The organism is Mesorhizobium sp. B283B1A (assembly GCF_020165735.1).
GTDB classification, from domain to species: Bacteria; Pseudomonadota; Alphaproteobacteria; order Rhizobiales; family Rhizobiaceae; genus Mesorhizobium; species Mesorhizobium opportunistum.
Genome location: NZ_JAIUIQ010000018.1, coordinates 73576 through 95174, shown reverse-complemented (window position 1 = coordinate 95174; position 21599 = coordinate 73576). Strand labels below are relative to the sequence as shown.

Genomic DNA, 21599 nt, shown 5'->3' with positions numbered 1-21599 from the left:
ATCGAAGGCCGGCAACGGCCTTCATCTTTCTCATATTTTGGCACGCTAGACAGACGCATCATCGAATATCGATGGTGCGTCGGTGCATTTAAACCAAAGAGGCGACAATGAGCATTTCGGCTGCACAGGTCAAAGAACTCCGCGACTTGACCGGCGCGGGCATGATGGACTGCAAGGCGGCGTTGACCGAGACCAACGGCAACATGGAAGAGGCCGTCGACTGGCTGCGCAAGAAGGGCATCTCGAAGGCCGACAAGAAGGCTGGCCGTACCGCGGCTGAGGGTCTGATCGGCGTTGACAATGGCGTGCGCGAAGCTGCCGTCGTCGAGGTCAATTCCGAGACCGACTTCGTCGCCCGCAACGCCGCGTTCCAGGAAATCGTTGCCAATGTTGCCAAGGTGGCGCTCGCCTACGGCACGACCGAAGCAGTGGCTGCCGCCAAGTATCCGAACTCGGACAAGTCGGTTTCCGACACCATCAAGGACGCCGTCGGCACCATTGGCGAAAATATGGGTTTCCGCCGCTCGGCCAAGCTGACCGTTCCGCACGGCGCCGTCGCTACCTATGTCCACAACGCCGTCGCCGACGGCCTTGGCAAGCTCGGCGTGCTGGTCGCGATCGAAACCACCGGCAATGAGCATGCCGCCAACGCGTTCGGCCGCCAGGTCGCCATGCATGTCGCCGCCACCAACCCGATGGCGCTGACCGCGGAGCAGATCGATCCGGCAGCGGTAGAGCGCGAGAAGGCGATCTTCTCCGACCAGGCGCGCCAGTCCGGCAAGCCGGAAGCGATCATCGAGAAGATGGTCGAGGGCCGCATGCGCAAGTTCTATGAGGAAGTCGTGCTTCTGAAGCAGGCCTTCGTGCTCAATCCCGACATCACCGTCGAGAAGGCACTCAAGGATGCCGAGAAGGACATCGGCGCTCCGGCCAAGATCACGGCCTATCTGCGTTTCGCGCTCGGCGAAGGCATCGAGAGGGAAGAGACCGATTTCGCGGCGGAAGTCGCGGCGGCGGTCAAGAAATAGCCTTTTCCAGGGCTAACTCTTTGTTTTGACCCAATTCCCAAGGGAAAGCGCTACGCGCTTTTCCCGGGAAAACCGCTTCAGGCAACTCGGCCGGGTGTCCGCAAGGGCGCCCGGCCGATTTCGTTTGCGGTATCGATGAAGGCCCTCAGCTTCGGCGCCATCGCGGCCCGGCGTGGGAAGTAGAGAAACAGCCCAGGTTCCTCGATCGCCGATTGCGGCAGAACCTGGACGAGGCGGCCGGCGGCAAGATCCGCGCGCGCCAGCGGCTCGAACATATAGGCGAGCCCGACGCCTGCAAGCGCAAGATCGATTGCCGCAAGCGAATCCGTCACCACAACGCTGCCCCGCGTCTCCATGGCGATGTCCTTGCCATCCTCGACCAGATCCCAGCGATAGAGTGCTCCGGAACGGACGAGCCGGTAGCCAATGCAATTGTGATTTGCCAGGTCGGCAACGCTGCCGGGACGGCCGTGCCGTCCGATATAGGTGGGCGAGGCGACGATGACGACGGAGAATGGCGGCGTCAGCCGAACCGCCACCATATCCTGCGCGATCATCTCGCCAAGCCGGATGCCGGCATCGAAGCCTTCGCCGACGATATCCACCAGACCCTGGTCGGCGAAAATCTCGACCGTAACCTCCGGATAGCGCTCGGCCATCGCTGCGACCACTGGCGTCACCGCCAATGGGATCGCGATGTTGGAGGCGTTGATCCTGAGCAGGCCAGACGGCCTGCCTTTGACGCTGCGGATACGGTCCATCCGCTCGGCAATGTCTTGAAGGGCAGGGGCCGCCGTTTCCACCAGCGCCTTGCCGGCCTCGGTGAGCGAAACGCTGCGCGTCGTGCGTGCGAACAAGGGTTGGCCGATCCGCTCTTCGACAAGGCGCACCGCATGGCTGACCGCCGAAGGGCTCATGCCGAGTTCGGCAGCGGCAAGCGCGAAGCCGCCGCGCCGGGCAACGGCGACGATCACAGGCAGGTGGGGGAGCAGGTCCCGGTCCATTCATGCATGATATCGCATAGTCCATGCGAACAATGCAATCTTATCGATGTCAGCGTGCCGGTCCACATTGTCGCCAACACGTCGGCGATGGGCTGATGGCATCGAGGAGAAAAGACATGAATGCATTGAAGCAGGTAACTTTCGCGGCAGGCATGGCGTTGGCGCCGATCGATGCCGGCGGGGCGGAGCCATCCGACTGGCGGGCGTTCGCTGACGAGCGCGCGGTGATCCGCATCGCCGATGCCATCGACCGCGCCGTCGACGCCCAGGACTGGAAGCTTGCACGCAGCTATTTCGCGGATCGGGTCACTGCCAATTTCAGCAGCCTTTCCGGACAGCCGACGGCCAACATCGCTTCCGACGACCTGATCGGCGCCTGGGCGGGCAACCTCAAGGGCAGCAAGACAAGCCTGCATTTGCGCACCAACCACCAGGTCGTCCTTGAGGCCGATGCGGCGACCGTTCGTTCCAACGGCTATGCCTGGAACCGGATGGAAGGCAATGGCGACCCGCTTTGGGAAGTCTGGGGCACCTATGAGCACCACCTGACGCGCTCCGCCACCGGCTGGAAGGTCGACGGCTTCACGTTCCGCATGACGCATGAGCGCGGCAATCCCTGGGTCAAGACGGCGCCGGGACAGTGACACTGCGGGCCAGTGACGCAGTAGCTACCAAGCATTGGAGAACGATCATGAGCATGACCTATTACACGCTCGGCAACAGCGGCCTCAGGGTCAGCCGTCTGGCGCTGGGCACGATGACTTTCGGCACGGAATGGGGTTGGGGAGCCGACAGGAACACCGCGCGGGCGATGTTCGACGCCTATGTCGAGGCGGGTGGCAATTTCTTCGACACCGCGGACCTCTACACCGGCGGCACCGCCGAAGCCTGGCTTGGCGAATTCATCGCCGAGCGCGGCTTGCGCGACATGGCGGTGATCGCCAGCAAGTTCGCCATGAACATGCAGCCTGGCAATCCGAATGCCGGCGGCAATGGCCGCAAGAACATCATGCGGGCCGTCGATGCCTCGCTGAAGCGGTTGGGCACCGATTATATCGATCTCTATCTCATGCATGTCTGGGACAGGCTGACGCCGGCCGAAGAGGTCATGCGCACCCTCGACGATCTCGTGCGCGCGGGCAAAATTCGCCATGTCGGCCTTTCCGATGTGCCGGCCTGGTATGCGGGCCGGGCCCAGGCGATCGCCGAACTGCGTGGATATGAGCCGGTCTCGGCGCTACAGCTCGAATACTCCCTGGCCGAACGCGCGATCGAGAACGAGTTCGTGCCGTTCGGCATGCGCCATGGCGCCGGCATCATGGTCTGGAGCCCGCTGGCCAGCGGGCTGCTGAGCGGCAAGTATCGGCTGGCTCAGGCCGGAAACGCCGGTCGGCTCGACGGATTTCGCAACTCGACGCATCCGGGCTTTCAGAAGTTCACCGAGCATAACTGGACCATCGTCGCCGAACTCGAGAAGGTCGCATCCGAGCTTGGCCGCTCCATGTCCCAGGTCGCGCTCAACTGGGCGGCGACGCAGCCGGGGATTGCCGCCGTCATCCTCGGCGCGACGAAGCTTGCCCAGATGCAGGACAATCTTGGCGCGCTGGATTTCGAGATTCCCGCAAGGCTTCGCGACCGGCTGGACGAGGTCAGCAGGACTCCGGCGCCGTTTCCCTATTCCTTTTTCGGTCCGCAAATACAGGCGCGCGTTACCGGCGGTGCCGCGACTGGCGACAAGCCTTCCGGATACGCGTCGCCGGTGCTCGTCGAAGGTCTGCCGACCAGCGTCTCCACCAGTTGATCGATCGGGCAGGGTGCCCATGAAATTGCCGTCTGGGGGCCCCCGGGCGCCCCCCTTCGTGTATCGGAACTCGGCATCGTGCCAATGTTCGGGCGCCTGCGCGAGGGCGGCCAGCCCAGGCGCGCCACATGCAAATGACGAGGACCATATGACGGTGAAGCCCCTCTACCGACGTGTCTTGCTGAAAGCGTCGGGTGAAGCGTTGATGGGCGAACAGCATTTCGGCATCGATGTCTCGGTCGTTGACCGCATTGCCGCCGACATCGCCGAAGCCCGCGCGCTGGGCATCGAGGTTGGCGTCGTCATCGGCGGCGGCAACATCTTTCGCGGCGTGGCCGTCGCCTCCAAGGGCGGAGACCGCGTCACCGGCGACCACATGGGCATGCTGGCCACGGTCATCAACTCGCTGGCGCTGCGAACATCGCTGAACAAGATCGGCGTCGACGCCGTCGTGCTGTCCGCGATTGCCATGCCCGAGCTCTGCGAAAGCTTTTCGCAACGCCAGGCGACCGCCTACATGAACCAGGGCAAGGTGGTGATCTTTGCCGGCGGCACCGGTAATCCGTTCTTCACGACCGATTCGGCCGCCGCACTTCGCGCGGCTGAAATCGGCGCCGACGCGCTGTTCAAGGGCACGCAGGTGGACGGCGTCTACTCGGCCGACCCGAAAAAGGACCCGGATGCGACGCGTTTCGAGCGCATCAGCCATGGCGAAGTCATAAAACGCGGCCTTTCCATCATGGATACGGCTGCGATTGCACTTGCGCGTGAAAACAACATTCCGATAATCGTTTATTCGATCCACGAAAAAGGTGGTTTCGGCGATATTCTGAGGGGCGGCGGCCGCTGCACGGTCGTCGCGGACGATTGATCCGGGGCCTGATCCCGAAGAGGGAAGCCGGTTTTCGACAATCGGACCCGAACGCCCCCGAAGCAGTGAACCCGCGGCAGACGGGTCGAGGAGACTAAGATGAGTGGTGAGTACGACGATCTCAAGCGGCGCATGGATGGGGCAATCGCCGCGTTCAAGCATGACCTGGCTTCGCTGCGGACCGGTCGCGCTTCCAGCAATCTGCTCGATGCGATCCAGGTTCAGGCCTATGGCACCACCATGCCGATCAACCAGGTCGCCAACGTCACGGTGCCGGAGCCGCGCATGATCTCGGTGTCGGTCTGGGACAAGTCTATGGTCGGCGCGGGCGCCCGCGCCATCCGCGAGTCCAATCTGGGCTTCAATCCGATCGTCGACGGCACCAATCTGAGGATTCCGCTGCCGGAGCTCAACGAACAGCGCCGCAAGGAACTGGTCAAGATCTCGCATGGCTACGCCGAGAACGCCCGCGTCGCCGCGCGCCACGTGCGCCGCGACGGCATGGACTTTCTGAAGAAGGCGGAGAAGGACGGCGACATCAGCGAGGACGATCATCGCAAGCGTTCGGACCAGGTGCAGAAGCTCACCGACGAAACGATCAGCACCATCGATCATCTGCTTTCCGACAAGGAAGCTGAAATCATGCAGGTTTAGGTTGGCCTTGGGCTGATCCGAAAGCGAGATCATGACAACGCCCGCGCACGTCGCGATCATCATGGATGGGAATGGACGCTGGGCCAAGGCGCGTGGCATGCCGAGGCTTGCGGGTCATCGCGCCGGGGTGGAGGCGCTGCGCAAGACGGTGCGGGCGGCTCCCGATCTCGGCATCTCCTTCCTGACCGTCTATGCTTTCTCGTCGGAGAACTGGTCGCGGCCGAAGTCCGAGGTCAGCGACCTGATGGGGCTGTTGAAGCTGTTCATCCGCCGTGACCTTGCCGATCTGCACCAGAGTGGCGTGCGGGTCAGGATCATCGGCGACAGGACAGGGCTGCAGGCCGACATCAGGGGGCTGCTCGACGAAGCCGAATCGCTCACCGCCAACAACGAGGCGCTGACGCTGGTCATCGCCTTCAACTATGGCGGGCGCGACGAGATCGTCCGCACGGCGCGCAAGCTTGCCTCGGCCGTGGCGCGCGGCGAGATCGACAGCGAGGCAATCACCGCCGAAAGCTTTGCCGGCTTGCTCGACACGCAAGGCATCCCCGATCCGGAACTGGTCATACGCACCAGCGGCGAGCTCCGCCTGTCCAACTTCCTCTTGTGGCAGGCCGCCTACAGCGAACTCGTCTTCTTGCCGTGCTATTGGCCGGACTTCAACCGCGAGCACCTCGCAGAGGCCTTGCGCGAATTCGCCGGCCGCGAGCGCCGCTTCGGCGGCCTGGGCCCGCCAGACGTCGCTTCGCGACCGGCCGCGGGATGAGCAACCTTCAGCTCCGCGTCATTTCGGCGGTCGTGCTGGCCATCGTCGCCCTTGGCCTGACCTGGCTTGGCGGTCTGCCCTTCCGGCTGCTGTGCGCGGCGATGTCGGCGATGATCTTTTACGAGTGGACACGCATGTCGCGGGCTGTGCCGGCCAGCGGGCTCGGGTTCCTGCCGGAAGCGCTGGCCGCCGTTTTCATCGTCGCCCTGATTGCCGGCCTTTCCTCATTTTGGCTGCTGCCGCTCGTCGTGGCACTGGTTGCCGTGGCGGCGATTGCCGCCCGGGTCGGCAAGAGCGGGCAGTGGGACGCGAGCGGTCTTGCCTATGCTTGCGTGTCTGGCTTGTCGCTTGCCCTGCTGCGTGATGGCGACCATTCGGGGCTGGTCGCAATCCTGTTTCTGTTCGCGGTGGTCTGGGCGACCGACATTTTTGCCTATTTTGTCGGCCGCGCCGTCGGCGGCCCCAAACTGGCGCCGTCGATTTCGCCCGGCAAAACGCGCAGCGGCGCGCTCGGCGGCGCGGTTGGCGGCGTTGTCGCCGGTCTCATCCTGGCCACCATCGCCGGCGCCGGCAACCTGGCGTTGCTCGGTCTCGTGGCGCTCGCGCTTTCGATTGTCGCCCAGGCCGGCGACCTTTTCGAATCATGGGTCAAGCGGCGGCATGGCTGCAAGGATTCGGGCGTGCTCATTCCAGGTCATGGCGGCGTCATGGATCGTGTCGATGGGCTTGTCGCGGCGGCTCTTGCCCTGTACGTCATCGGCTGGATTTCGGCGGGGGCCGATCATCCGGCACGGGGGCTGTTTCCCATTTGAATGGTGTCGTTTCGCGATCCGATGCGGGCATGCCTTGGATTTGCCTGGATTGATGTCACAGTCACGGCGCACCCGCGGAAGAATTGAGGGCCTGAGTTGAACGAGATTCTTCACGCGATTTTCAGCACGGACGGCCTCTTTCTAGGCACGCTGGTGCCGTTTCTCTTCGTGCTCACCGTGGTGGTGTTCGTCCACGAAATGGGCCACTACCTCGTCGGCCGCTGGTGTGGCATCGGGGTCAGGGCGTTCTCGATCGGCTTCGGTCCGGAACTTATCGGCTTCAACGACAGTCATGGCACGCGCTGGAAGCTCTGCGCCATACCGCTGGGCGGCTATGTCAAATTTGTCGGCGACATGAGCGCCACCTCCAGCAAACCTACGGCTGGAGAGCTCGAAACGCTGACCGATGAGGAACGCAAGATTGCCTTCCACACCCAGGCGATATGGAAGCGCGCGGCGACGGTGGCGGCCGGGCCGCTGTTCAATTTCCTGCTGACGATCGTCGTCTTCTCCGTGCTGTTCACCACCTATGGGCGTTATGTCGCCGAGCCCATGGTGGCGCAGGTTACCGCTGACAGTCCGGCAGCCAAGGCCGGCATCCTGCCCGGAGACCGATTCGTCAGCGTCGACGGCAGCAAGGTCGAGACCTTCGGTGACGTGCAGCGCCTGGTTTCGGGCCGTGCCGGTGACACCATCACCTTCGTCATGCTGCGCGGTGGCAAGGAAGTCACCGTGACGGCGACACCGCAGTTGATGGAGCAGCAAGACGCACTCGGCAACAAGGTCAAGGTCGCGGTGATCGGCGTCGTCAACAACAAGGAGTTCGGCCAGCCCCGTCTCGTCACCTACACGCCGGTCGGGGCCGTTGCCGCGGCGGTCGAGGAAACCGGCCATGTCATCCAGCGCACCGGCCAGTTCATGCAGCGTTTCGCCGTCGGGCGCGAGGACAAGTGCCAGTTGGGTGGCCCGGTCAAGATCGCCGACATGGCCGGCAAGGCGGCCAAACTGGGTTTCGAGTGGCTGGTTCAGCTCGTTGCATTGCTGTCCGTAGGGATAGGCATTCTAAACCTTTTGCCGATTCCCCCCCTCGACGGGGGCCATCTCTTGTTCTACGGGGTGGAGGCAGTCATCCGCCGTCCGGTGTCGGAATGGATGATGGAAATGGCCTATCGGGCCGGTCTGCTTCTGGTGCTGTGCTTCATGGGCTTCGTTTTCTGGAACGATCTGTTTGGGTGCTGAAATCATGAAGGAATTTGGCCTGGGCATGGTCGATGTTGAGACGTCGTTTACCATGCCCGGGGATATGAGTGACGCGAAAGCCACGCAACTCGGTTAAGTAAATACAAATTAACCAGAAGCCTTGCGTGTAGGGAAAATCCGGTTAATACGGTAGGGGAAATTACCGCACGTCCGGTTTTCTCGCCGTGGGGACTACGAGAAAAGGTTATTAAGCCCGATGAAGGCAGCATCCAAGTTTCTGAACGCCGCGTCCGCGGCGGCACTGTCCGCCGCTCTGGTCGTACCAGGTGCGCTCGCAGTGCAATTCGTTGCCACATCGGCGGCTGAAGCCGCTGTCGTCAGCCGGGTGGAAGTGAGCGGCAACCAGCGTGTCGACGCCGAGACCATCCGCAACTACATCACCATCAAGCCGGGCAAGGCCTTCTCCAGTTCGGACATCGACAGCGCGGTCAAGGCGCTGTTCGGCACCGGCCTGTTCTCGGATGTCCAGATCAACCAGGTCGGCTCGACCTTGGTGGTCAAGGTTTCCGAATACAAGGTCGTCAACCAGGTGCTGTTCCAGGGCAACAAGAAGCTCAAGGACAACGCGCTTCAGGCCGCGGTTCAGCTGAAGCCGCGCAGCACGTTCTCGCAAGCCACGCTCGATTCGGACGTCGAGGCGGTCAAGGCCGCGTACCGCCGTATCGGCCGTGACGACGCCGGCGTGACCACCCAGATCATGGATCTCGGTGACAACCGCGTGAACGTGGTCTTCAAGGTCACTGAAGGCGACCGCACGCAGATCGCCGCGATCAATTTTGTCGGCAACAGCGCCTATTCCAGCCGCCGCCTGTCGGACGTGATCAACACCAAGCGCTCGTCCTGGGTTTCGTTCATCCTGCGCGATGACGTCTATGACGAAGACAAGCTGCGCGCCGACCAGGAGCTGCTGCGCCGCTTCTATTACAATCACGGCTACGCCGATTTCCAGGTTGTGTCGGCTGTCGGCGAACTCGACAATGCGACGAACAAATACACGGTCACCATTACCGTCCAGGAAGGCGAGCGGTACAATTTCGGCGACATCAGCGTCGAAAGCACGATCCCGGAAGTCGACGCCAAGTCGCTGCAATCGGTGGTCGAGACCCAAAAGGGTGACGTCTACAACGCCAAGAACGTCGAGGATTCGATCATTGCCTTGACCGAGAAGGTGGCCGGTTCCGGCTACGCCTTCGCGCAGGTGACGCCACGTGGCGACCGCAATTTCGAGAACCATACGATTTCGGTGGTCTATACCATCGATCAGGGCACCAAGGCCTATATCGAGCGCATCGAGATCCGTGGCAACGATCGCACACGCGACTACGTCATTCGCCGCGAATTCGACGTCAGCGAAGGCGACGCGTTCAACCAGGTGCTCATCCAGCGCGCGAAGAAGCGGCTGGAAGACCTGAATTATTTTGACAAAGTCGATATCTCGACGGTGCCAGGCTCGCAGCCCGATCAGGTCGTGCTGGTGGTCGACGTGGTCGAGAAGTCGACGGGTGAATTCTCGGTCGGTGCCGGCTATTCCACCGGTGGCGACACGGCGGGTCCGTCGGTCGAAGGATCGATCACCGAGCGTAACTTCCTCGGCCGCGGCCAGTTCATCAAGGTGTCGGCGGGCGGCGGCAAGAATTCACGCGACTACAGCCTGTCCTTCACCGAGCCGTATTTCCTCGGGCGTCGCATCGCCGCCGGCTTCGACATCTATAAGTCGACGCGGGAATACAACAACAATTACGACAGCGACACGACGGGCGCGACGATCCGCTTCGGACTGCCGATCACCAACAGCATCACGACCCAGCTGGCCTACAACATCTCGCAAGAGAAATATAAGGTCGACGATAGTTGCGGTCCTACCACCGTCGGAAACCCAGACGGCACCTGCACGATTTCTCCGGCCATCCTGGATGGCATCGCTCAAAGCCCTTGGATCAAGTCGTCGGTCAGCTTGGGGCTGGTCTACAACACCATTGACGACATGAAGAACCCGCACGAGGGTATCTACGCCAACACGACGGTCGAAGTGGCCGGTCTCGGTGGCGATGCCAAGTTCGTGAAGGTCACCGGACGCGGCAGCGTCTACCAGACTCTATCCGAGCAGCTTGACCTGGTCGGATTGATTTCAGGCGGTGCGGGTCACGTGGAGGCTTACGGCGGCGATGGATCTCTGCGGATATTCGATCAATTCCAAAGCACTGACCGCATGATCCGTGGCTTTGCCTATGCCGGTATCGGCCCGGTCGATCCGACCACGGGTGACCATCTCGGGGGTGTGACCTATTTCAACGCCTCGGCCGAAGCTCAGTTCCCGTTGCCGGTTGTTCCGGAGAGCTTCGGTCTGCGCGGCGCTGTGTTTGCGGATGCTGCAACGTTGTACGGCAGCAAGATCGATACCAGCGTGAACCAGAGTTCGCTTGACATGAAATTGCGTGCTTCGGTCGGTATCGGCCTGATGTGGGCCTCGCCCTTCGGCCCGATCCGTATCGACTATGCGATCCCGGTCAGGAAGGAAGCGACCGACGACGTGCAGGAATTCAACTTCGGCATATCGACCCGCTTCTGATCGGCGGCCAACGATGCTCCCGGATTTTCTGGATCCGGGAGAAATGTTCCGACCTAGCTGGATATAGCTTCTGGAATGACCGATCCGGTGTTCTTCGCGCCATCACGCCGGTATACGGCGGCCGAAGTCGCGAATCTGACCGGCTCGGTGCTTGTCGATTCCGGCCAATCCGACGTTTCTATCTCTGCGCTGGCTCCGGCCAGCGAGGGCGGCGCCAATGCGCTCGTCTTCGTTGACGGCAAGCGTAATTCAGCGCTGATGCCGTCGCTGCGGGCCGCGGCCGTCCTGTGTCCGGCCGAATTCGCCAACAAGGCGCCTGCCGGCGTTGCTGTCCTGATCCATCCGCGACCGCAACAGGCATTCGCGCTGATTGGCCGGCTGCTGTTCCCGACAGCCGCGACCCCGGGGCCAATGACCAGTGAAACCGGTATTTCCCCGCACGCTCATGTCGACCCGACGGCCCATGTCGAAGCCGGCGCGATCATCGAGGCCGGCGTGGTCATCGGGCCGGGCGTCTCGATCGGCAGCGGCACCGTCATCGCGCCCAACGCCGTCATTGGACAGTCCTGCCAGATCGGCCGTGACGGTTATGTCGGGCCCGGCACCAGTATCCAGTATGCGCTGATCGGCAACCGGGTCATCATCCATGGCGGCGCCAGGATCGGCCAGGACGGCTTTGGATTCGTCGGCGGCGCCAAGGGGCCGGAACGTGTTCCCCAGATCGGACGGGTCGTCATCCAGGACGATGTCGAGATCGGCTCCAATTCCACCGTCGATCGCGGCGCCATGTCCGATACGATCATCGGCCAGGGCACCAAGATCGACAATCTCGTACAGATCGCTCATAACGTCCGCATCGGCCGCAATTGCATAGTGGCCGGGCTTTCCGGTATTTCCGGTTCCGTGGTCGTGGGTGACAATGTCACGATGGGCGGCGGCGTCGGGCTGGCGGATCACCTGACCATCGGCACCGGAGCCAAGCTTGCCGCCAGAAGTGGATTTATGAGCAATGTTCCAGCCGGCGAGATCTGGGGCGGTTATCCGGCACAGCCGATGGCGGAAGCCATGCGAGAGATAGCCATGTTGCGCACGATGGCCAGGGCACGCAAGCAGGGCAAGGACAATGGCTGACATGGTGGCGGCGACGACGCTGGAAGCGGTCGACATAATGGGGCTGATGAAGCTCCTGCCGCACCGCTATCCCTTCCTGATGATCGATCGCATCGTCGAGATCGATGGCGACAACTCCGCCATCGGCATCAAGAACGTGACCATAAACGAGCCACATTTTCAGGGGCATTTCCCCGACCAGCCGGTGATGCCGGGCGTGCTGATCGTCGAGGCCATGGCGCAGACGGCCGGCGCCATCTGTATCCGCAGCCTTGGAGCATCGAAGCCGTCGCTGGTCTATTTCCTCACCATCGACAATGCCAAATTCCGTAAACCGGTCGTCCCCGGCGACCAGTTGAAGATCCATGTCAAGAAAATCAAGAAGCGCGGCAACCTGCTCAAATTCGCCTGCGAAGCCCTGGTCGACGGTACCAAGGCGGCCGAGGCCGAGATTTCAGCCATGATGGTCACCGGCGACTGACGATCGAGTGCTATGAAAATCAAGACTTCAATCCATCCTTCTTCCGTCGTGGAAGAAGGCGCTCAAATCGGCCAAGGTGTGCGCATAGGGCCGTTCTGCCATGTCAGCGCCGATGCCGTGATCGGCGACGGTGTCGAACTGGTCAGCCATGTCTCGGTGATGGGCGCGACCACTATCGGAGCGTCTACCAAGGTCTATCCGATGGCGACATTGGGTGCGCCGCCGCAGAACACCAAGCACAAGGGCGGCCGCACCACCCTGGTCATCGGCGCGAACTGCACCATCCGCGAAGGCGTGACCATGCATGTCGGCACCGACACCAGCCGGGGCGAAACGACGGTGGGCGACAACGGCAATTTCCTTGCTTACGCCCACATCGCCCATGATTGCGTTGTCGGCAAGAACGCCACCTTCGCCAATGGCGCTACGCTGGGCGGACACTGCGAGATCGGCGACAACGTCTATATCGGCGGCCTCAGCGCCGTGCATCAATTCGTGCGTGTTGGCGACAACGCCTTTCTTGGCGGGTGCTCGGCTTTTGTCGGTGACGTCATTCCCTATGCCATTGCCGTCGGCAACCGCGCCAGCTTGCGCGGCTTGAACATCATCGGCCTCAAGCGTGCCGGCCTGCCGCGTTCCGAAATCTATCTGCTGCGCAGCGCCTACAAGACGATCTTCGATCGCTCCCGCACCGTTGGAGAGAACATCGAGATCGCCAAGGCGGAGTTCGCCTCTTCCCCGACCGCCATGAAGATCATCGATTTCATCACCACTCGCGGCAAGCGGCACTATGCCGTGCCGTCGCTCAAGGGCGGCGATGGCGACGACACCGATGACGAAGACTAAGACGGCGGATACTGCTCTTGATCTCCCGCCTGATGCCAGGGTCGGCATCATCGCCGGCGGCGGCAGCCTTCCGGTCGAAGTGGCGGCCGGCCTGGCAGAGGGAGGACATCCGCCCGTCATCATCCTGGTCGAAGGTCAGGCCGACCGCCAGTCCGACCTCACAATCTACGAGCATGAAAGTCTCGCGCTGGAAGACATCGGCTCGCTGGCTGCGTTGCTGAGGCGCCGGCGGATCACCCATCTGGTCCTTGCCGGCGAGATCAGGCGCAGGCCGCGGCTGGTCGACATGCGGCCGAGCCTTGGCTTGCTGGCGCTGATACCCTCGGTCGCCATGGCGCTTGCGCGCGGCGATGACGGGCTGTTGAAGATATTGACCCGCGGCCTGGAGGCGCGCGGCGTTAAGGTCGTCGGCGCGCATGAGGTCGTACCCCGGCTTGTCGCTGCCGAAGGGCCTCTGACCAAGGCAGTGCCGAGAAAGTCCGACTGGCGCGACATCGAGGCGGCACGCATGGCGGCAAAGGCCATCGGCGCGCTCGACATTGGCCAGGCGGCTATTGCCATCGGTGGCCGCGCCATCGCTTTGGAAGGCGTCGAGGGCACCCATGGACTGCTCGAGCGGACGCAGCAGCTGCGCGGCCATGGCAGGCTTGCCGGCAAGACGCGCGGTGTCCTGGTCAAATGCGCCAAGCCCGGCCAGGAGTTGCGTGCCGATCTGCCATCCATTGGCCCCCGTACGGTCGAGGCGGCACACGCCGCCGGGCTTGCCGGCATTGCCGTGGAAGCCGGCCATTCGCTGATCCTCGAAGGTCCCGTCGTTCTCGCGCGCGCCAATGCGCTTGGCCTGTTCGTGTTCGGCCTGCCGGCCGCGGAGCCTGGCCATGGCAACTGAGAAGCCGCTGAAGATCGCCATCGTCGCCGGCGAAGAGTCCGGCGACTTGTTGGGCGCCGACATCGTGCAGGCGTTGAAGCGCATGACCGGACGCGAGGTACGGCTCGTCGGCATTGGCGGACGGCATCTGCAGGCGCTTGGGCTGGTGCCGTTGTTCGATGGTGCCGAGATCGCGCTGATGGGGCTCAGCGCCATTCTGCGTGACCTGCCGCGCCTGATGCGGCGGATCAGCCAGACGGCGGGCGCGGTCGCTGCTGAAACCCCCGACTGCCTGATCACCATCGACAGCCCTGATTTCTCGCTGCGCGTCGCCAAAAAGGTCCGCGCCGCCGATCCGTCGATTCCGATCGTCCATTATGTCTGTCCAAGCGTCTGGGCGTGGCGGCCGGGCAGGGCGCCGGCGATGAAGCCCTATGTCGACCACATATTGTGCATCCTGCCGTTCGAGGTGAAGGAGCTCAGCCGCCTCGGCGGCCCGCCCGGCACCTATGTCGGGCACCGCCTTGCGCATGATCCGGGCGTACTCAGCGCTGCGAGAGCGCAGACCCAGCCGCGCGACCTCTCGGGAGATCGCATCAAGACGCTGCTCGTCTTGCCCGGTTCGCGGCGCGGTGAGGTGAGCCGGCTGATCGAACCGTTCGGCGAGACGGTCTCGATCCTGCGGCAGCGCGGACATCAACTGCGTCTGCTGTTGCCGACAGTGCCGCATGTCGCCGACCTGGTCAGGGCCTCGGTGGCGCGCTGGGACCAGGAGCCGGAAATCATTCTCGATCCCGAGCGCAAATGGCAGGCCTTCGGCAAGGCCGATGCCGCGCTGATCGCGTCTGGAACGGTGTCGCTGGAACTGGCGTTGTCGGGCGTGCCGACGATCTCGTGTTACCGGCTCGATCCGGTGATGCGCATGGTCCAGGGCCTGGTCAGGGTGTGGAGTGCCGCCTTGCCCAATCTCATCGCCGACCAGGCGATCGTGCCGGAGCACTACAACCAGTATGTGCGGCCACGCTATCTGGCGCGGCAGCTGGAGGCGCTGTTTTCGGACACCGCCTACCGTAGCTGGCAAAAGGACGGCTTTGCTGAAGTTGTCAGGCGCATGGCCACGGACAGGCCTTCAGGCGAGATCGCCGCGGAGGTGGTGATGGGGTGCATAAAGAAGGCAGTAGGCAGTAGGCAGTAGGCATCTTATTCCCTACTGCCTATTCCCTATTCTATTCCCTACCTTTTCGCGATCGGCACGTAGTCGCGCTCCGGTGCACCGGTGTAGAGCTGGCGCGGACGGCCTATCTTCTGGCGCGGATCCTCGATCATTTCCTTCCACTGCGCGATCCAGCCGACGGTGCGGGCTACAGCGAACAGCACGGTGAACATGGTGGTGGGGAAGCCCAGCGCCTTCAGCGTGATGCCGGAGTAGAAGTCGACGTTCGGGTAGAGCTTCTTCTCGATGAAGTAGGAATCAGTCAGCGCGATCTTTTCAAGCTCCATGGCGATGTCGAGCAGCGGATCGTCCTTGATGCCGAGTTCGCCCAGAACCTCATGCGCCGTCTTCTGCATGATCTTGGCGCGCGGATCGTAGTTCTTGTAGACGCGGTGGCCAAAGCCCATCAGCCGGAACGGGTCGTCCTTGTCCTTGGCGCGCGCGATGAATTCCGGGATGTGATCGACATGGCCGATCTCGCCCAGCATGTTGAGCGCCGCTTCGTTGGCGCCGCCATGGGCCGGACCCCACAGGCAAGCGATGCCGGCGGCGATGCAGGCGAACGGGTTGGCGCCCGAAGAGCCGGCGAGACGAACGGTCGAGGTCGAGGCGTTCTGCTCGTGATCGGCATGCAGGATGAAGATGCGCTCCATGGCGCGTGCCAGCACCGGGTTGATCTTGTATTCCTCGCACGGCACGGCGAAGCACATATGCAGGAAGTTGGCCGCGAAACCGAGATCGTTCTTCGGGTAAATGAAGGGCTGGCCGATGTGGTACTTGTAGGCCATGGCCGCGATCGTCGGCATCTTGGCGATCAGCCGCATGGAGGCAACCATGCGCTGGTACGGGTCGGAGATGTCGGTGGAATCGTGATAGAAGGCCGACAGCGCGCCGACCACACCGCACATCACCGCCATCGGGTGCGCATCGCGGCGGAAGCCGGTGAAGAAGCGCGACATCTGCTCGTGCACCATGGTGTGGCGCGTTACGCGGTAATCGAAATCGTCCTTCTGCGCCTTGGTCGGCAGTTCGCCGTAGAGCAGGAGATAGCAGACTTCGAGGAAATCGCCGTGTTCGGCCAACTGGTCGATCGGATAGCCGCGGTGCAGGAGAATGCCGGCATCGCCATCGATAAAGGTGATCTCCGACTCGCAGCTCGCCGTCGAGGTGAAGCCGGGATCGTAGGTGAAGGCACCGGTGGTGCTGTAGAGCGAAGCGATGTCGATGACGTCGGGTCCGACGGAACCGCTTCGCACCTTGAACTCATGAGTCTTGCCGCCGAATTCCAGCTTTGCCGTGGCCTCTTGGGTCTTGCCGCCAAATTCCAGTTTTGTCGCAGCTTCGGTCATTGCAAACTCCTTCTCGTTTCCTCATGCCGGCAAAGGCAAATTCTGCAGAGCGACACGTCGAAATCACCGCAATGCGCGTATTCGCCACCGCATTTCAGGAGGGTGCGTGCCAGATTGGGCCAGGACCTAATGTTGCACTGCGAAACCCGCCTTTCAATGCCAATCTTCTTGGGCCAGTTTGCTCCTAATCGATTTGATCGGCTATGCGCGCCAGGCTCTCCTCGCGCCCCAGCACGGCAAGCACGTCGAACACGCCTGGCGAGGTGCTTTTGCCCGTCAGGGCGGCCCGCAGAGGCTGCGCCACGGCGCCAAGCTTGTGGCCACCGGCCAGCGCGTAGTCGCGGATCGCGGCCTCCGCGGCCGCGGCCGACCAGTCGCCCGACAGCGCGTTCAAAGCTTCGTGAGCGCCGCGCAGGATCTTGCGGGCATCGTCATTGAGCAGGAGTGCCGCCTTGTCGTCGATCGGCAGTGGCCGCGTGCCAAACAGGAAGGCGGCGCCGTCGACGAGCTCGACCAGCGTCTTGGCGCGCTCCTTCAAGCCGGGAAGCGCTGCCAGCAGTTGCGCCTTGTTGCGGTCGTCGAGGCGCGCGGCCATCGCCGGGCCGCCCTCGAGAAAGGGCAAGGTGGCGATGAAGATGTCCAAGAGTTCGGCATCGGCCATGCCGCGCATATGGGCGCCGTTGATCGCCTCCAGCTTGGCGAAATCGAAACGGGCCGCGCCCTTATTGACGTCGCCTATGTCGAACCAGGACACCATGTCCTCGATCGACATGATCTCGTCGTCGCCGTGGCTCCAGCCCAGGCGCGCCAGGTAGTTGAGCAGTGCCTCCGGCAGGTAGCCCATGGCGCGGTAGGCTTCGACGCCAAGCGCGCCGTGCCGCTTCGACAGCTTGGCACCGTCGGCGCCATGGATCAGCGGGATGTGCGACATCGACGGCACATCCCAACCCATGGCGTTGTAGATCACGGTCTGGCGGGCGGCATTGGTCAGGTGATCGTCGCCACGGATGATGTGGGTGATGCCCATGTCATGGTCGTCGACGACGACGGCATGCATGTAGGTCGGGTTGCCATCGGAGCGCAGGATGATGAAGTCGTCGAGATCCTTGTTGGGGAAGCGCACCTCGCCCTGCACGCGGTCGTGCACCACGGTCTCGCCCTCGGTCGGTGCCTTGACACGGATGGCGCCCTTGACGCCGGGCGGTGCCTCGGACGGATCACGATCGCGCCACTGGCCATTGTAGCGCGGCGGCAGGCCCTTGGCGCGCGCCGCTTCGCGCATCGCCTCGAGTTCGGCGGGGGTCTCGTAGCTGTAATAAGCCTTGCCCAGGCGCACCAGCTCCTCGGCCACTTCGCGGTGTCGCGGCGCGCGCTCGAACTGCGAAACCGCCTCGCCATCCCAGCCCAGACCGAGCCAGGTGAGGCCGTCCAGGATCGCCGCCGTCGCCGCCTCGGTCGAACGCTCCCGATCGGTGTCCTCGATGCGCAGCAGCATCGTGCCGGCGGTATGCTTTGCGTACAGCCAGTTGAACAGCGCGGTGCGCGCGCCGCCTATGTGCAGGTAGCCGGTGGGCGAGGGGGCAAAACGGGTGACGACCTTGTCGGGCATGGAACTCTCGGGAAGCGTCTGGGGCGGGTGTGGGTGCGCGGACTTTCGCGCGTCGCGCGTTCATGTAGCATAGGGCGTCAGGGGTGCAAGGGGCAGACCCAATGGCTGGACGAAGCCGGGGCTTGGATCAGGGCGAGGACGCCGTTGTCGGCGTCAGCGAGCGGTCCCTGTTTGCGATGCCGCTGCCGGCCTCGCTGCCGACGCAATCGCCTCTCGTGCCGGGTTCCGGCAACCAGCCCGCACCGGATATCCCCGCGCCAATTCCGTCGCCGGCCGGCAGGATCGTGCGTGTGCGTCGGCAACTCGGCCGGCTGTCATTGCCGCGCCTGCGCAACGGCATCACTGCGGCGGCGGAGCTGGAGCTTGACCGCGGCATTGGCTTCCTGCTTGTGCCGGTTTGCCTTGCAATCGGCGCGATCGGCTATTTTTCCCTGGCAGCCGAACCGGACTTCGCCAGGCCTGTCGCGGTGGTGGCCCTCATGGGCTTCCTGGCGATTGTCTCGCGCTCGTGGCCGAAAACCCATCTGTTCCTGACGGCGGCATTGCTGTGCGCGCTTGGCTTGCTCGCCGCCAAGGTCGAGACGTGGCGCACGGGAACCCAGATGCTGGGCTCGGAAATCTCGACGCAACTGAGCGGCCGCGTGGTCTCGATCGAAGAGATGGAGACCGGCCGCATCCGGCTTACCATCGACGTGACGTCGACCGCCCGGCCGAAACTGCGCTACGCGCCGGAAAGGGTCCGGCTTTCGACACGCAAGATACCGCCGGAAATGACCGCCGGCTCCCTTATTACCGGCTATGCCAAGCTGTTGCCGCCGACCGGTCCGGTGCGGCCGGACAGCTATGATTTCTCCTTCGACAGCTATTTCGCCGGCATCGGTGGCAGCGGGTTCTTTCTCGGCAATCCAAAAGTCGTTGCAGCCGACGACGCTGGCATGCCGCTGTCGGCCCGCCTTTCATCAGCGATAGAGAACGCCCGCGAAGCCATTGCCGACCATATCAGGGGCAGCGTCGGCGGCGCAGAAGGCGAGATCGCGGCGGCGTTGATCGTCGGCGTGCGCGCCGGCATCCCCGACGAAATCAACGAAGCGATGCGGCGCACCGGCATCTATCACATCATCTCCATTTCGGGACTGCACATGGCGCTGGTCGCCGGCACCATCATGGGACTGCTGCGCGGCGCCTTCGCGCTGTTCCCGGACTTTTCCGCGCGCCGGCCGGTGAAGAAATACGCGGCCGCGGCAGCACTTTTCTCGATCGCCGCCTATCTCGTCATCTCCGGCGTCGTCGTCGCCGCCGAGCGCAGCTTCATCATGCTGGCGGTGATGCTGATTGCCGTCCTGTTCGATCGCGCGGCGCTGACCATGCGCAATCTGGCGATCTCGGCGATCGCCGTCATCCTGGTCTCGCCGCATGAGGTGGTCGGCCCGAGCTTCCAGATGTCGTTCGCCGCGACCGCGGCCCTGGTTGGCGCCTATGCCGGCTGGGCGGATCACCGGGCGGGAAAGACCAGACCGCCGCCGCCGAAGCGCTCCTTGCCGGGTTTCCTGACGCGCAAATTCCTGCTGGCGACAGGCGGGCTGGCCATGACGTCGATCATCGCCGGCAGCGCCACGGCGCTGTTTGCCATCTGGCATTTCCAGCGGGTGTCGCCGCTCAGCCTGTTCGCCAATCTGGCCGTCATGCCGATCGTCTCACTCGTGATGTTCCTGGCCGTTGCCAGCGCGCTGCTGATGCCGTTCGGCCTGGACGCGCCATCCCTTTACCTGATGGGCAAGGGCCTGACCGCGATGATCGCCATTTCGGCGTGGATATCGGAACGCTCTCCGGTCGATGCGGTCGGGCTCATCTCACAGCAATCCGTTCTGCTGGTGGCAATTGCCCTGGTCATCGCGACGATGGCGACGACGTGGCTGCGGCTTGCAGCGCTTCCATTCGCGCTCGCCGGCTTGCTGGTGGTGTCCGACACGCGCACGCCGGATGTGCTGGTCTCGGAAGACGCGCGGCTGGTCGCGCTGCCGATCGGCGGTGGCGAACTCGCGGTCAGCCGGGCCCGGCCGAACGAATTCACCGTCGACAACTGGAAACGCGCGCTGAGATCCGAAACCATCATCCTGCCGGAGATGTTCGACAAGGCGGATGGACAATTCGATATTGCCGATGCCGTCAGCCTGCCGCCGGGAGCGCCGTTCTATTGCACCGACGGTGTCTGTCTCGCCAGGCACCCGTCCGGTGCGATCATAGCGCATGTCGAAGACCGCAAGGATACCTGGAAGGCCTGTGGCTTCGCCGACCTGATCATCGTCAATGACGCAACGGCCTACGACGCCTGCCACAATCCGCTGGTTCTCGTCGTCACCAAACGGCAGCTCGCCCGCAAGGGCAGCGCGGCCATCTTCTTCGACCGCCAATCTGCCACCGGTCCGCCGACCATCAGTTTCGCGGTGGACAGTCCGTATCGGCCCTGGCACGCGCAGCGAAAGTTTTCGCGCGAGGCGAGGGGCCTGCAGCCCTATCGCAAACCTGACAAGCCAAGTGCCGTGCCGGCTCAGTAGCGCCTGATCAGCCCAACGAGCTTGCCCTGCACTTTGACCCTGTCTGGCCCGAAGATGCGCGTCTCGTAGGCCGGATTGGCGGCTTCAAGCGCAATCGAGGCACCCTTGCGGCGGAACCGCTTCAGAGTCGCTTCCTCCTCGTCGACCAAGGCCACGACGATCTCGCCCGGGCTCGCCGTATCGGCGTTGCGGATAATGACAGTGTCGCCATCGAAGATGCCGGCCTCGATCATCGAGTCGCCCTTGACCTCCAGCGCATAGTGCTCGCCGCCCATGATCATGTCCGGCGGCACCGAGATAGTATGCGTCTGATGCTGGATGGCATCGATGGGCACACCGGCAGCGATGCGACCCATGACCGGGATGGACACCGCTGGAACCGCATCGTCGTCATTGCCGGCAGCGGCAAAGCGCGACGGTGCCGGCTTGATTTGGCGGCCGAGGCTGCCCTGACCGAGACCGCCTTGGCCGAGACTTCCCTGGATGACGCTTGGAGAGAATTTCTTCGCCGCGTTGAGGCCCGGCGCGATCGAATCGGGCAGCCGCAGCACTTCCAGCGCACGCGCCCGGTTGGGCAGCCGGCGAATGAAGCCGCGTTCCTCCAGCGCCGTGATCAAGCGATGGATCCCTGATTTGGAGGCGAGGTCGAGCGCCTCTTTCATCTCGTCGAAGGAGGGCGGAATACCGCTTTCCTTGAGCCGTTCATGAATGAACATCAAGAGTTCATGTTGCTTGCGTGTCAGCATGGCGGCCCCCAAGGCATCTGGACAAGGTTTTGATCCAGAATGGTTCTGATCCAGAAT

General features: G+C 63.2%; 19 protein-coding genes. 15 read left to right on the top strand and 4 right to left on the bottom strand.

Annotated elements, in window-relative coordinates:
• The first annotated feature begins 107 nt into the window (after positions 1-107).
• Entirely contained in the window at positions 108-1028 is a 921-nt protein-coding gene (gene tsf / locus LB577_RS17345; RefSeq protein WP_224687620.1) for a translation elongation factor Ts, read from the top strand.
• A 77-nt stretch (positions 1029-1105) separates the two neighbouring features.
• Here tsf and LB577_RS17340 read toward each other — a convergent pair whose 3' ends face one another.
• Positions 1106-2032, bottom strand: coding sequence for a LysR family transcriptional regulator (locus tag LB577_RS17340; protein ID WP_224687619.1), 927 nt, complete (start codon positions 2030-2032; stop codon positions 1106-1108).
• A gap of 116 nt (positions 2033-2148) precedes the next feature.
• On the opposite strand from LB577_RS17340, the gene LB577_RS17335 reads away from it, so the two are divergent.
• The 13 genes from LB577_RS17335 to lpxB all read left to right on the top strand — a co-directional run bounded on the left by LB577_RS17335 (position 2149) and on the right by lpxB (position 15265).
• Positions 2149-2676, top strand: coding sequence for a nuclear transport factor 2 family protein (locus tag LB577_RS17335; RefSeq protein ID WP_224687618.1), 528 nt, complete (start codon positions 2149-2151; stop codon positions 2674-2676).
• Between the two features lie 47 nt (positions 2677-2723).
• A complete protein-coding gene (locus LB577_RS17330) occupies positions 2724-3833 on the top strand; it encodes an aldo/keto reductase (protein ID WP_224687617.1) in 1110 nt (369 codons plus the stop codon).
• A gap of 148 nt (positions 3834-3981) precedes the next feature.
• The gene (pyrH, locus tag LB577_RS17325; protein WP_013895365.1) at positions 3982-4704 is read left to right on the top strand and encodes a UMP kinase; all 723 of its coding nucleotides are present in this window, start codon (positions 3982-3984) and stop codon (positions 4702-4704) included.
• 99 nt (positions 4705-4803) lie between these two features.
• On the top strand, positions 4804-5358 hold the full coding sequence (gene frr, locus LB577_RS17320; RefSeq protein ID WP_224687616.1) for a ribosome recycling factor: 555 nt from the start codon (positions 4804-4806) through the stop codon (positions 5356-5358).
• A 31-nt stretch (positions 5359-5389) separates the two neighbouring features.
• Positions 5390-6124, top strand: a complete 735-nt coding sequence (locus LB577_RS17315; RefSeq protein ID WP_023764919.1) for an isoprenyl transferase — start codon at positions 5390-5392, stop codon at positions 6122-6124.
• Positions 6121-6936, top strand: a complete 816-nt coding sequence (locus tag LB577_RS17310) for a phosphatidate cytidylyltransferase (protein WP_224687615.1) — start codon at positions 6121-6123, stop codon at positions 6934-6936. The genes LB577_RS17315 and LB577_RS17310 overlap by 4 nt, the downstream gene beginning before the upstream one ends.
• A 96-nt stretch (positions 6937-7032) precedes the next feature.
• The gene (gene rseP, locus LB577_RS17305; protein WP_023764921.1) at positions 7033-8175 is read left to right on the top strand and encodes an RIP metalloprotease RseP; all 1143 of its coding nucleotides are present in this window, start codon (positions 7033-7035) and stop codon (positions 8173-8175) included.
• A 217-nt stretch (positions 8176-8392) separates the two neighbouring features.
• Positions 8393-10765, top strand: a complete 2373-nt coding sequence (gene bamA / locus LB577_RS17300; RefSeq protein WP_023764923.1) for an outer membrane protein assembly factor BamA — start codon at positions 8393-8395, stop codon at positions 10763-10765.
• A gap of 75 nt (positions 10766-10840) precedes the next feature.
• Positions 10841-11896 (top strand): UDP-3-O-(3-hydroxymyristoyl)glucosamine N-acyltransferase, encoded by a 1056-nt coding sequence (gene lpxD, locus LB577_RS17295; RefSeq protein WP_224687614.1) that lies wholly within the window; start codon positions 10841-10843, stop codon positions 11894-11896.
• Entirely contained in the window at positions 11889-12356 is a 468-nt protein-coding gene (fabZ, locus tag LB577_RS17290; RefSeq protein ID WP_013895372.1) for a 3-hydroxyacyl-ACP dehydratase FabZ, read from the top strand. Before lpxD ends, fabZ begins: the two co-directional genes overlap by 8 nt.
• A 12-nt stretch (positions 12357-12368) precedes the next feature.
• Complete coding sequence (lpxA, locus tag LB577_RS17285) at positions 12369-13202, top strand: acyl-ACP--UDP-N-acetylglucosamine O-acyltransferase (protein WP_224687613.1); 834 nt, start codon at positions 12369-12371, stop codon at positions 13200-13202.
• A complete protein-coding gene (locus LB577_RS17280; RefSeq protein WP_224687612.1) occupies positions 13189-14091 on the top strand; it encodes an LpxI family protein in 903 nt (300 codons plus the stop codon). The genes lpxA and LB577_RS17280 overlap by 14 nt, the downstream gene beginning before the upstream one ends.
• Positions 14081-15265 (top strand): lipid-A-disaccharide synthase, encoded by a 1185-nt coding sequence (gene lpxB, locus LB577_RS17275; protein ID WP_224687611.1) that lies wholly within the window; start codon positions 14081-14083, stop codon positions 15263-15265. Before LB577_RS17280 ends, lpxB begins: the two co-directional genes overlap by 11 nt.
• 38 nt (positions 15266-15303) lie before the next feature.
• On the opposite strand, the gene gltA is transcribed toward lpxB, so the two are convergent.
• Together gltA and gltX are read right to left on the bottom strand one after the other, a co-directional pair.
• On the bottom strand, positions 15304-16632 hold the full coding sequence (gene gltA, locus LB577_RS17270) for a citrate synthase (RefSeq protein WP_013895376.1): 1329 nt from the start codon (positions 16630-16632) through the stop codon (positions 15304-15306).
• Between the two features lie 184 nt (positions 16633-16816).
• Positions 16817-18241 carry a glutamate--tRNA ligase gene (gene gltX / locus LB577_RS17265; RefSeq protein WP_224687610.1) on the bottom strand — a complete coding sequence of 475 codons (1425 nt, stop codon included), beginning with the start codon at positions 18239-18241 and terminating at the stop codon, positions 16817-16819.
• Positions 18242-18342: 101 nt separating this feature from the next.
• Between gltX and LB577_RS17260 the strand changes: the two genes are divergently transcribed.
• Complete coding sequence (locus tag LB577_RS17260) at positions 18343-20796, top strand: ComEC/Rec2 family competence protein (RefSeq protein WP_224687609.1); 2454 nt, start codon at positions 18343-18345, stop codon at positions 20794-20796.
• Here the strand turns inward: LB577_RS17260 and lexA are convergent.
• Positions 20790-21542, bottom strand: a complete 753-nt coding sequence (lexA, locus tag LB577_RS17255) for a transcriptional repressor LexA (RefSeq protein WP_013895379.1) — start codon at positions 21540-21542, stop codon at positions 20790-20792. The genes LB577_RS17260 and lexA overlap by 7 nt on opposite strands.
• Between the last annotated feature and the right edge of the window lie 57 nt (positions 21543-21599).

Coding starts and splice junctions, on each gene's coding strand:
- tsf (WP_224687620.1), top strand. CDS start 108: ATGAGCATTTCGGCTGCACAGGTCAAAGAACTCCGCGACTTGACCGGC.
- LB577_RS17340 (WP_224687619.1), bottom strand. CDS start 2,032: ATGGACCGGGACCTGCTCCCCCACCTGCCTGTGATCGTCGCCGTTGCC.
- LB577_RS17335 (WP_224687618.1), top strand. CDS start 2,149: ATGAATGCATTGAAGCAGGTAACTTTCGCGGCAGGCATGGCGTTGGCG.
- LB577_RS17330 (WP_224687617.1), top strand. CDS start 2,724: ATGAGCATGACCTATTACACGCTCGGCAACAGCGGCCTCAGGGTCAGC.
- pyrH (WP_013895365.1), top strand. CDS start 3,982: ATGACGGTGAAGCCCCTCTACCGACGTGTCTTGCTGAAAGCGTCGGGT.
- frr (WP_224687616.1), top strand. CDS start 4,804: ATGAGTGGTGAGTACGACGATCTCAAGCGGCGCATGGATGGGGCAATC.
- LB577_RS17315 (WP_023764919.1), top strand. CDS start 5,390: ATGACAACGCCCGCGCACGTCGCGATCATCATGGATGGGAATGGACGC.
- LB577_RS17310 (WP_224687615.1), top strand. CDS start 6,121: ATGAGCAACCTTCAGCTCCGCGTCATTTCGGCGGTCGTGCTGGCCATC.
- bamA (WP_023764923.1), top strand. CDS start 8,393: ATGAAGGCAGCATCCAAGTTTCTGAACGCCGCGTCCGCGGCGGCACTG.
- lpxD (WP_224687614.1), top strand. CDS start 10,841: ATGACCGATCCGGTGTTCTTCGCGCCATCACGCCGGTATACGGCGGCC.
- fabZ (WP_013895372.1), top strand. CDS start 11,889: ATGGCTGACATGGTGGCGGCGACGACGCTGGAAGCGGTCGACATAATG.
- lpxA (WP_224687613.1), top strand. CDS start 12,369: ATGAAAATCAAGACTTCAATCCATCCTTCTTCCGTCGTGGAAGAAGGC.
- LB577_RS17280 (WP_224687612.1), top strand. CDS start 13,189: ATGACGAAGACTAAGACGGCGGATACTGCTCTTGATCTCCCGCCTGAT.
- lpxB (WP_224687611.1), top strand. CDS start 14,081: ATGGCAACTGAGAAGCCGCTGAAGATCGCCATCGTCGCCGGCGAAGAG.
- gltA (WP_013895376.1), bottom strand. CDS start 16,632: ATGACCGAAGCTGCGACAAAACTGGAATTTGGCGGCAAGACCCAAGAG.
- gltX (WP_224687610.1), bottom strand. CDS start 18,241: ATGCCCGACAAGGTCGTCACCCGTTTTGCCCCCTCGCCCACCGGCTAC.
- LB577_RS17260 (WP_224687609.1), top strand. CDS start 18,343: ATGGCTGGACGAAGCCGGGGCTTGGATCAGGGCGAGGACGCCGTTGTC.
- lexA (WP_013895379.1), bottom strand. CDS start 21,542: ATGCTGACACGCAAGCAACATGAACTCTTGATGTTCATTCATGAACGG.